General features: G+C 52.9%; 1 rRNA gene. It reads left to right on the top strand.

Annotated elements, in window-relative coordinates:
* The first annotated feature begins 146 nt into the window (after positions 1 to 146).
* Positions 147 to 1,686 (top strand): 16S ribosomal RNA (locus MKR05_RS26825).
* The last annotated feature ends 20 nt before the right edge of the window (positions 1,687 to 1,706 follow it).

Below are 1,706 nucleotides of genomic sequence, written 5' to 3'. Positions count from 1 at the left end.
ACTGCTCTTTAACAATTTATCAGACAATCTGTGTGGGCACTCAAAGTGACATGGATTCTTAACGTCCTCGGACGAAAAATGAATACCAAGTCTCAAGAGTGAACACGTAATTCATTACGAAGTTTAATTCTTTGAGCATCAAACTTAAATTGAAGAGTTTGATCATGGCTCAGATTGAACGCTGGCGGCAGGCCTAACACATGCAAGTCGAGCGGTAGCACAGAGAGCTTGCTCTCGGGTGACGAGCGGCGGACGGGTGAGTAATGTCTGGGAAACTGCCTGATGGAGGGGGATAACTACTGGAAACGGTAGCTAATACCGCATAACGTCGCAAGACCAAAGTGGGGGACCTTCGGGCCTCATGCCATCAGATGTGCCCAGATGGGATTAGCTAGTAGGTGGGGTAACGGCTCACCTAGGCGACGATCCCTAGCTGGTCTGAGAGGATGACCAGCCACACTGGAACTGAGACACGGTCCAGACTCCTACGGGAGGCAGCAGTGGGGAATATTGCACAATGGGCGCAAGCCTGATGCAGCCATGCCGCGTGTGTGAAGAAGGCCTTCGGGTTGTAAAGCACTTTCAGCGGGGAGGAAGGCGAGAAGGTTAATAACCTTGTCGATTGACGTTACCCGCAGAAGAAGCACCGGCTAACTCCGTGCCAGCAGCCGCGGTAATACGGAGGGTGCAAGCGTTAATCGGAATTACTGGGCGTAAAGCGCACGCAGGCGGTCTGTCAAGTCGGATGTGAAATCCCCGGGCTCAACCTGGGAACTGCATTCGAAACTGGCAGGCTAGAGTCTTGTAGAGGGGGGTAGAATTCCAGGTGTAGCGGTGAAATGCGTAGAGATCTGGAGGAATACCGGTGGCGAAGGCGGCCCCCTGGACAAAGACTGACGCTCAGGTGCGAAAGCGTGGGGAGCAAACAGGATTAGATACCCTGGTAGTCCACGCCGTAAACGATGTCGATTTGGAGGTTGTGCCCTTGAGGCGTGGCTTCCGGAGCTAACGCGTTAAATCGACCGCCTGGGGAGTACGGCCGCAAGGTTAAAACTCAAATGAATTGACGGGGGCCCGCACAAGCGGTGGAGCATGTGGTTTAATTCGATGCAACGCGAAGAACCTTACCTGGTCTTGACATCCACAGAACTTAGCAGAGATGCTTTGGTGCCTTCGGGAACTGTGAGACAGGTGCTGCATGGCTGTCGTCAGCTCGTGTTGTGAAATGTTGGGTTAAGTCCCGCAACGAGCGCAACCCTTATCCTTTGTTGCCAGCGGTTAGGCCGGGAACTCAAAGGAGACTGCCAGTGATAAACTGGAGGAAGGTGGGGATGACGTCAAGTCATCATGGCCCTTACGACCAGGGCTACACACGTGCTACAATGGCATATACAAAGAGAAGCGACCTCGCGAGAGCAAGCGGACCTCATAAAGTATGTCGTAGTCCGGATTGGAGTCTGCAACTCGACTCCATGAAGTCGGAATCGCTAGTAATCGTAGATCAGAATGCTACGGTGAATACGTTCCCGGGCCTTGTACACACCGCCCGTCACACCATGGGAGTGGGTTGCAAAAGAAGTAGGTAGCTTAACCTTCGGGAGGGCGCTTACCACTTTGTGATTCATGACTGGGGTGAAGTCGTAACAAGGTAACCGTAGGGGAACCTGCGGTTGGATCACCTCCTTACCTTAAAGAACCTGCCTTTG

The sequence above is a fragment of the Klebsiella sp. K5-204 genome (genome assembly GCF_030128585.1).
Taxonomy (GTDB): domain Bacteria; phylum Pseudomonadota; class Gammaproteobacteria; order Enterobacterales; family Enterobacteriaceae; genus Klebsiella; species Klebsiella quasipneumoniae.
The sequence above is the reverse complement of the archived record's forward strand: the minus strand, read 5'-3'. Positions and strand labels throughout refer to the sequence as shown.